This window comes from Streptomyces sp. NPDC006798 (genome assembly GCF_040635975.1).
Lineage (GTDB): Bacteria > Actinomycetota > Actinomycetes > Streptomycetales > Streptomycetaceae > Streptomyces.
The window spans coordinates 72,475-79,546 of the sequence record NZ_JBEYIS010000038.1; the positions used below are offsets into that span (position 1 = coordinate 72,475).

The window sequence follows — 7,072 nt, forward strand, 5'->3', positions numbered from 1 at the left end:
CCGGCCGGACGGTCACCGCCACGGTCCGCGCCCGCCGCCGTACCGGCCGCCGCCCCGCGGCACCCAGGAGGAGAGCGCCATGCCCATCGCCACGGTGAACCCCGCCACCGGGGAGACCCTCGGCACCTTCGAGCCGATGGGGCCGGGTGAGATCGAGGAACGGCTCGCCCTCGCCCACGAGGCGTTCACCGGCCAGCGCACCACCGGCTTCCCCGACCGGGCCCGGCTGATGCTCCGTACCGCCGGACTCCTGGAGGAGGACGCCGAACACATCGCCCGCACCATGACCACCGAGATGGGCAAGCCGCTCACCCAGGCCAGGGCCGAGGCCGCGAAATGCGCCCGGACCATGCGGTGGTACGCGGCCCGGGCCGAGGGGCTGCTCGCCGACGAGCACCCCGACCCCACCGACGTCGCCGACTCGGGCGCCACCCGGGTCGTCGTACGGTACCGGCCGGTGGGCACGGTCCTCGCGGTGATGCCGTGGAACTTCCCCCTCTGGCAGGTCGTACGGTTCGCCGCCCCCGCCCTGATGGCGGGCAACACGGCCCTGCTGAAACACGCCTCCAACGTGCCCAGGACCGCCCTCTACCTGGAGGAGCTGTTCCGCCGCGCGGGCTGGCCGGCGGGCTGCTTCCAGACCCTGCTGATCGGCTCGGACGCCGTCGAGGGCGTACTGCGCGACCCCCGGGTCGCCGCCGCGACCCTCACCGGCAGCGAACCGGCCGGGCGGGCCGTCGCCGCCGTCGCGGGCGACGAGGTCAAGAAGACCGTCCTGGAGCTGGGCGGCAGCGATCCCTTCCTGGTCCTGCCCACCGCCGACCTCGGCCGCGCCGTGGAGACCGCCGTCACCGCCCGGACCCAGAACAACGGCCAGTCGTGCATCGCGGCCAAACGGTTCATCGTCCACACCGATGTCCACGACGCGTTCTGCGACCGCTTCACCGAGGCCATGAGGGCCCTGGTCGTCGGCGATCCGCTGAACGAGACGACCGAGATCGGACCGGTCGCCACCGAACGCGGCCGGGCCGATCTGGAGGAACTGGTCGCCGACGCCCTGGCCCTCGGCGCCCGGGCCCTGTGCGGCGCCGCCCGCCCGCAGGGCGCCGGACCCGGCTGGTACTACGAGCCGACCGTGCTCACCGGAGTCGGCCCGGCGATGCGGATCCACCGCGAGGAGGCGTTCGGACCCGTCGCCACCGTCTACCGGGCCGCCGACCTGGACGAGGCGATCACCCTCGCCAACGACACCCCCTTCGGCCTCAGCTCGAACGTCTGGACCCGCGACGAGCGGGAGATGGCCCGCTGCGCCCGGGAGATCGACGCCGGAGGGGTGTTCTTCAACGGGATGACGGCCTCCCATCCCGCCTTCCCCTTCGGCGGCGTCAAACGCTCCGGCTACGGCCGGGAGCTGTCCGGCCAGGGCATCCGCGAATTCTGCGAGGTCACCACCGTCTGGTACGGCCGCCCCTGACGGCGGCGGGGCCCGGCGGGGCCACGGCGGCCGGGGCGGCGTCCCGGCCGGCCCGGTCCGGATCCCCGGATTCCCCGGGATCGGGGAAGGCCCGCAGCCGGGCGTCCGGATCGATCCACCGCACCGACGGCGCGTCGAGACAGGCCTCCGCGTGCGACACATGGCCGCGCCGCCCGGCGGGCATCGGCTGCGGGTCGCGGATCAGGGCGTCCGGCGGCAGCCCGCAGGCGAACAGCAGCTCGGCCGTCTCGTGGACGAACCCGGGAGGACCGCAGAGATAGACGCTCTCGTCGGCCCAGTCCCGGCGGGCCCGCAGATGCTCGTGGAGCCGCTCGGCCGCCCGGATCAGGCCCTCGCCCCGCTCCTCGTACCACCAGTAGGCGCTCAGCCACGGCCGGTCGCGCAGCAGACCGTCCAGGAACGCCCCGTCGTAGAAATGGGCCTCGCCGCTGGCGACCGCGTCCACCCGGATCCGGGGCGCCGGACGGCGGCGCAGCAGTTCGGCGAGGACCGGCTTGACCGGCGCCCAGCCCGTACCGGCGGCGATCAGGGTGACGGCCGGGGTACCGGGCGGCGGGGCGAGCGCCGAACCCGACGCCGGGCCGAGCCTGAGCCGCTGGCCGGGCCGGGTCGCGTCGCACAGCACCCGGCTGAGCCGCCCGCCCGGCACCCGGCCCACATGGAACTCCAGGACGCGTTCCCGCTCGGCCGCGCCCGCGGGGGTCGGCCGGACCACACCCGCCAGGGAGTAGGGCCGCCACACCCCGGGCAGGTCCTGGTGCTCCAGGGTGGCGTACTGCCCCGGCAGCCAGGGGTAAGGGGTGCGGACGGCGGCCCGGATCACGGCGGTGTGGTCGCCGTGCAGCCGGTGGGTGAGGACCGTCGCCTCCCAGCAGACGGTCTCCCGGGCGGCGGCGGAGCGGCGGGCCCCGGCCGCCATATGGGCGGCGATCCCCTCGTACGTCCGCAGCCAGGCGGCCTCGGTCCGGGGGTCCCAGGTGGCCTGGGAGTGATGGCGGAGGGCGGCGACCAGGCTGGCCCCGACCGCCGGATAGTCCGCGTCGGCCACCCCGAACCTGCGGTGGTCGCGGCCGAGCCGCTCCAGCCGGGCGGGCAGGCCGGGATGGGTCAGATGTTCCACGACATGGACCAGGGCCGAGAACATCCGGTCGTACTGGTCGTCCATCACCTCGGGGAACAGGGACCGCAGATGGGGATGGCGGCTGAACAAATGGGCGTAGAAGTACCGGATCACATGCCCCGAGCGGCGTCTGACCCGCTCCAGGCTGGTCCGGACGGCGGCGATATCGCCCTCGCCGCCCGGTAAGGCCGCGCCTCGGCGGCCCGGTGCGCCGGGTGACGTCGAGGACGTCCCGGCTCCTTCGGCCCGGCCGCCGGGCCCGGCGTTGTCGTCGTCCATGTGGTTCCCCCCGGGGCCGCACGTCGCACGCCGCCCGGCGCGCGCGGGCGGCGCCGGGCCAGCGCACCGTATCAACCCCGGGGCCGAGAGGGGCCGTTGAACGCTGGATTTGTTTCGGCCGGGACGGAATCGGTACACCCGGCGGCCCTCCGGTACGTCAAGCCGGTTACCCGCCGAAGCCGACCGGTTCCCGCGCCGAGGCGGCGGGTACCGGCCGGTGGCCGGAACCGGTTTCGACGGGGTGGTTCAGATGCCCTGCCACGCGGGCTTCGCCGCGTAGGTGGCGCGGAAGTAGTCGCCGAGCTTGAGCCGGGACGCCGCGGCCTCGTCCGCCACGATCGTGGCGTGCGGGTGGAGCTGGAGGGCGGAGGCGGGCACCAGGGCCGACAGGGGCCCCTCGACGGCCAGCGCCACGGCGTCGGCCTTGGCCTCGCCGGTCGCCAGCAGCACCAGGTGGCGGGCCTCCAGGATGGTGCCGATGCCCTGGGTGATCACATGGTGGGGCACCTCGTCGACGCTGTCGAAGAAGCGCGCGTTGTCCTTGCGGGTCTGCTCGGTCAGCGTCTTGATCCGGGTCCGGGACGCCAGCGACGAGCAGGGCTCGTTGAAGCCGATGTGGCCGTCGGTGCCGATGCCCAGCAGCTGGAGGTCCACTCCGCCCGCCTCGGTCAGCGCCCGGTCGTAGGCGGCACAGGCGGCCGCCACGTCGTCGGCGGCGCCGTCGGGGCCGATGAAGGAGGACTCGGGCAGCCCCAGCGGCTCCACGACCTCCCGCAGCACCACGGAACGGTAGGACTCGGGGTGGCCCGCGGGCAGACCGACGTACTCGTCCAGCTGGCATATCCGCGCCCCGGACATCTCCACCTCGCCCGCCCGGACCTTGGCCGCCAGGGCCTGGTAGACGGGCAGCGGGGTGGACCCGGTGGCGACCCCCAGAAGGGCGTCGGGCTTCCGCCGCAGCAGGGCGGCCATGGCCTCGGCGATCAGTTCGCCGCCGGCGGCGGCATCCGGAACGATGACAACTTCCACGGAAGTCCCTGTCTGTGTGTGCGCACGCTGGGTGGCAGTCGGTCTGCGCAATGGTGTAGACCAATCTACCGGGTGTGAGGGCGTGCTGTCGCGTATCCCGCCCCTCGTGTGTCCGGCGGGAAAGCCGCCAGGTCACGAAGGCACCGACCGGGGGGCCGCCCATGACTTCCGCGGACCCGGACCCGGGGCCCTTCACCCCGGGTGGTCTCGTCCGGACCGCGGCGCCCGTTCAGCCGCCCGTACGGGGCAGCTCCTCGTAGAACCCCCGCAGGGCCGGGTAGTACGCCGTGAACGCGGGCAGCGGCACACCGGCGAACGACGCCGTGAACATGTCCAGGTAGTACTCCCAGCCGGGGCCTATCTCCCCGAGGCCCGTCACCGGCCCCTCGGGCAGCAGATGACGCAGCTCCACCGACGTCCGGCTGCCCCCGGCGGACACCAGGACCTCCAGCCGCCAGGACTCGGCCGCCGGGTCCGTCGCCACCAGCAGCCGCCGAGGCGGCTCGCACGCCTCGATGTGGAGCGGGCTCCACCCGGCCCCCTCCTCGAAGGCGGTACGCACCTCCACCGTCGCGCCGGGCCCCGGCTCGCCCCGCCACGGACCGAACCAGAGCGCCGTCCGCGCCGGATCCGTCAGATGCGCCCAGACGTCCTCCGGCGGCGCCGTGAGCGTCCGGGCCAGGGCGAGCGCCGTACCGCCGTCGTCACATGCCAGCAAGCGGCCGGTGGGGACGGGAGATGCCATGGCTCTGCTCCTTCACTCGGGTGCCCCCACGCTAGGACGTGCCACTGACAACGGCCCCCGGACGGCCGCCCGGGACCACCTTCCGGCTGAGCCGGAACCCGGGCGGAACAGTGGAGTCAGAACAACGGCAGCTGCCCCGGGAACACCGGCACCGCCACCCCGTCGAGCGACGGCTGGAGCACCGACTCGTACGGCGCCGTACTCCGCGAACCCGGGCAGGACACCAGCTCGGCGCCCGTCCGGGACGCGGCCGGGTCGTGCCGGGCGAACCGCCCCGCGACAACGGCGATCTCACGGTGGCACACGGGACACGAACGACGACGAGCGACCATGGCACCAGTCTCCACCACGGGTCCGACAACGCCGCCGCGCCGCCCCGCCGGGCCGGGCGTCGCCGCGCGGCCGTCCGCCGAAATCACCCTCCCCCGGGGACACCCGGCGGCGGAACGCCGCGGTCAGGGTCGTGACGGAGGGCGCGTACCAGCGGATCCGGGGGTTCGGCGATGAGCGGGACGGTAACGGCCGTCAGCAGCAGCGGCGTGTACTCCTTCGCCAAACCGAACCGGGAGAGCGTCGAACTCGGCGACGTCCACGCCGGGGCGACCGTCGAACACCGCTCGCGCGTCGCCCGGGACCCGACCCGGCCCAATCCGCGCCAGGTGCCCCTCATCCACGAGGAACTCCTCGCCGAGGTCGCGGCGGCGGGCTTCACCGTACGACCCGGCGACCTCGGAGAGAACATCACCACCAGGGGAATCGACCTGCTCGGACTCCCCACCGGCACCCTGCTCGCGATCGGCGATCACGCGGTGCTGGAGGTGACCGGGCTGCGCAACCCCTGCCGCCAGATCGACGCCTTCCGGGACGGGCTGCTGAAACAGGTCGTCGGCCGGGACGCCGACGGGAACGCCGTCCGCGGAGCGGGGATCATGAGCGTGGTCGGAACGGGCGGCGAGGTCCGCCCCGGCGACCCGGGCGTGGTCCGGCTCCCGCCCCCGCCGCACCGCCCTCTCGACCGGGTTTGACCCGGGGGCGTCCGGCGGCACCCGGGCCCGTTCCGGCCGGGCAGAATGGGCCGGTGATGCTCCGCTACCACGTACTCGGACCCGTCCGCGCGGTCCGGCCCGACGGCACCGACGCCGTACTCGGCGGACCCCGGCTGCGGGCCCTGCTGACCGCCCTCGCCGCCGAGGGCGGCCGGGCCGTGGCCCCCGGGGCACTCGCGGAGCGGATCCGTTCCGCCGACGCCCCGGACCCCGGCGACGGCGGCGGAATCGCCGCACTCCAGGCGCTGATCGGACGGCTGCGGCGGGCCGTCGGCCGGGACGCCGTCGAACTGACTCCCGGCGGCTACCGGCTGACGGTCGGACCCGACGCCGTCGACGTGTTCCGCTTCGAACGCCTGACCGCGGAGGGACTGGCCGCACTCGAGGGCGGCCGCCCCGCCGACGCCGCCCGCGTCCTCGACGAAGCACTCGCCCTCTGGCAGGGGCCGCCGCTGCTGGACCTGCCCGACGGCGCCACCGACCCGCTCGCCGTCCGCGCCTCCCGCCGCCACGCCGAGGCCCGGCTCGGTGCCGCGGCCGCCGCCGTCGCGCTCGGCCGGGCCGCCGCCGTCCTCCCCGAACTGACCGCGCTCGCCGCCGCCGCGCCCCTCGACGAACCCGCCCAGGCCCTACGGATCAGGGCGCTCGCCGAGACCGGGCGCGAGGCCGCGGCGCTGGCGGCGTACGAGGAGGTCAGAAGCGGGCTCGCCGACCGGCTCGGCACCCGGCCGGGACCGGAACTCCGCGCCCTGTACGGCCGCCTGCTCGCGGGCGGCGGCCCGGCGAGCCGGGGAGCCGGATACGCGGACGGGGCCGGAGACGGGGTCACCGGCCGGGCCGGCCGTACCGGCGGAAGCCCCGCGGCCCCCTCCCCGACACCGCCGCCGTTCGCCTCCCCCCTCCCGTACCCGCCCGCGCACCGGGCCCCCCGAAGGGGCAATATCCCCGCCCGGCTCACCTCCTTCGTCGGCCGGAACGACGAACTCGGCGAGGTGGCGGCGGCGCTGGCCGCCCACCGGCTGGTGACCCTCACCGGACCCGGCGGCGCGGGCAAGACCCGGCTCGCCGTCGAAGTCGCCGACCGCACGCGGCCCGACGACCATCCGGACGGCGTCTGGCTGGCCGAACTCGCCCCCGTACGCGACGAGGCGGCCGTGGCGGACGCCGTCCTCACGGCCCTCGGCGTCCGCGAGCCCGCACTCCCGGCCCGCTCCTCCGGCCCGCCCGCCGATCCGCTCACCCGGCTGGTGGAGTTTCTGTGTGGGCGGCGGTTGTTGTTGGTTCTGGACAATTGTGAGCATGTGGTGGGTGCGGTGGCGGTGGTGGTGGAGCGGGTGTTGGGGGTGTGTGCGGGGGTG

General features: G+C 75.2%; 7 protein-coding genes. 3 read left to right on the forward strand and 4 right to left on the reverse strand.

What is annotated here, in order from left to right; genetic code table 11:
- Positions 1 to 79: 79 nt before the first annotated feature.
- On the forward strand, positions 80 to 1,474 hold the full coding sequence (locus ABZ714_RS24150) for an NADP-dependent succinic semialdehyde dehydrogenase (protein ID WP_358827389.1): 1,395 nt from the start codon (positions 80 to 82) through the stop codon (positions 1,472 to 1,474).
- On the opposite strand, the gene ABZ714_RS24155 is transcribed toward ABZ714_RS24150, so the two are convergent.
- The 4 genes from ABZ714_RS24155 to ABZ714_RS24170 all read right to left on the reverse strand — a co-directional run bounded on the left by ABZ714_RS24155 (position 1,446) and on the right by ABZ714_RS24170 (position 5,000).
- Positions 1,446 to 2,894 carry a globin domain-containing protein gene (locus tag ABZ714_RS24155; protein ID WP_358827390.1) on the reverse strand — a complete coding sequence of 483 codons (1,449 nt, stop codon included), beginning with the start codon at positions 2,892 to 2,894 and terminating at the stop codon, positions 1,446 to 1,448. The two genes, ABZ714_RS24150 and ABZ714_RS24155, sit on opposite strands and share 29 nt — an antisense overlap.
- 246 nt (positions 2,895 to 3,140) lie before the next feature.
- Entirely contained in the window at positions 3,141 to 3,923 is a 783-nt protein-coding gene (nagB, locus tag ABZ714_RS24160) for a glucosamine-6-phosphate deaminase (protein WP_358827391.1), read from the reverse strand.
- Between the two features lie 229 nt (positions 3,924 to 4,152).
- Positions 4,153 to 4,668 carry an SRPBCC family protein gene (locus tag ABZ714_RS24165; RefSeq protein WP_358827392.1) on the reverse strand — a complete coding sequence of 172 codons (516 nt, stop codon included), beginning with the start codon at positions 4,666 to 4,668 and terminating at the stop codon, positions 4,153 to 4,155.
- A 116-nt stretch (positions 4,669 to 4,784) separates the two neighbouring features.
- Positions 4,785 to 5,000, reverse strand: coding sequence for a hypothetical protein (locus ABZ714_RS24170; protein WP_358827393.1), 216 nt, complete (start codon positions 4,998 to 5,000; stop codon positions 4,785 to 4,787).
- A 171-nt stretch (positions 5,001 to 5,171) separates the two neighbouring features.
- Here ABZ714_RS24170 and ABZ714_RS24175 point away from each other — a divergent pair, with 171 nt between their 5' ends.
- Both ABZ714_RS24175 and ABZ714_RS24180 read left to right on the forward strand, forming a co-directional pair.
- Positions 5,172 to 5,693 carry an MOSC domain-containing protein gene (locus tag ABZ714_RS24175; RefSeq protein WP_358827394.1) on the forward strand — a complete coding sequence of 174 codons (522 nt, stop codon included), beginning with the start codon at positions 5,172 to 5,174 and terminating at the stop codon, positions 5,691 to 5,693.
- Between the two features lie 56 nt (positions 5,694 to 5,749).
- On the forward strand, positions 5,750 to 7,072 hold a 1,323-nt coding region (locus tag ABZ714_RS24180), incomplete at its 3' end, for a BTAD domain-containing putative transcriptional regulator (protein WP_358827395.1).

What these genes read in the sequence shown, in the direction of transcription:
- ABZ714_RS24150 (WP_358827389.1), top strand. Translation starts at nt 80, where the DNA reads ATGCCCATCGCCACGGTGAACCCCGCCACCGGGGAGACCCTCGGCACC.
- ABZ714_RS24155 (WP_358827390.1), bottom strand. Translation starts at nt 2,894, where the DNA reads ATGGACGACGACAACGCCGGGCCCGGCGGCCGGGCCGAAGGAGCCGGG.
- ABZ714_RS24165 (WP_358827392.1), bottom strand. Translation starts at nt 4,668, where the DNA reads ATGGCATCTCCCGTCCCCACCGGCCGCTTGCTGGCATGTGACGACGGC.
- ABZ714_RS24170 (WP_358827393.1), bottom strand. Translation starts at nt 5,000, where the DNA reads ATGGTCGCTCGTCGTCGTTCGTGTCCCGTGTGCCACCGTGAGATCGCC.
- ABZ714_RS24175 (WP_358827394.1), top strand. Translation starts at nt 5,172, where the DNA reads ATGAGCGGGACGGTAACGGCCGTCAGCAGCAGCGGCGTGTACTCCTTC.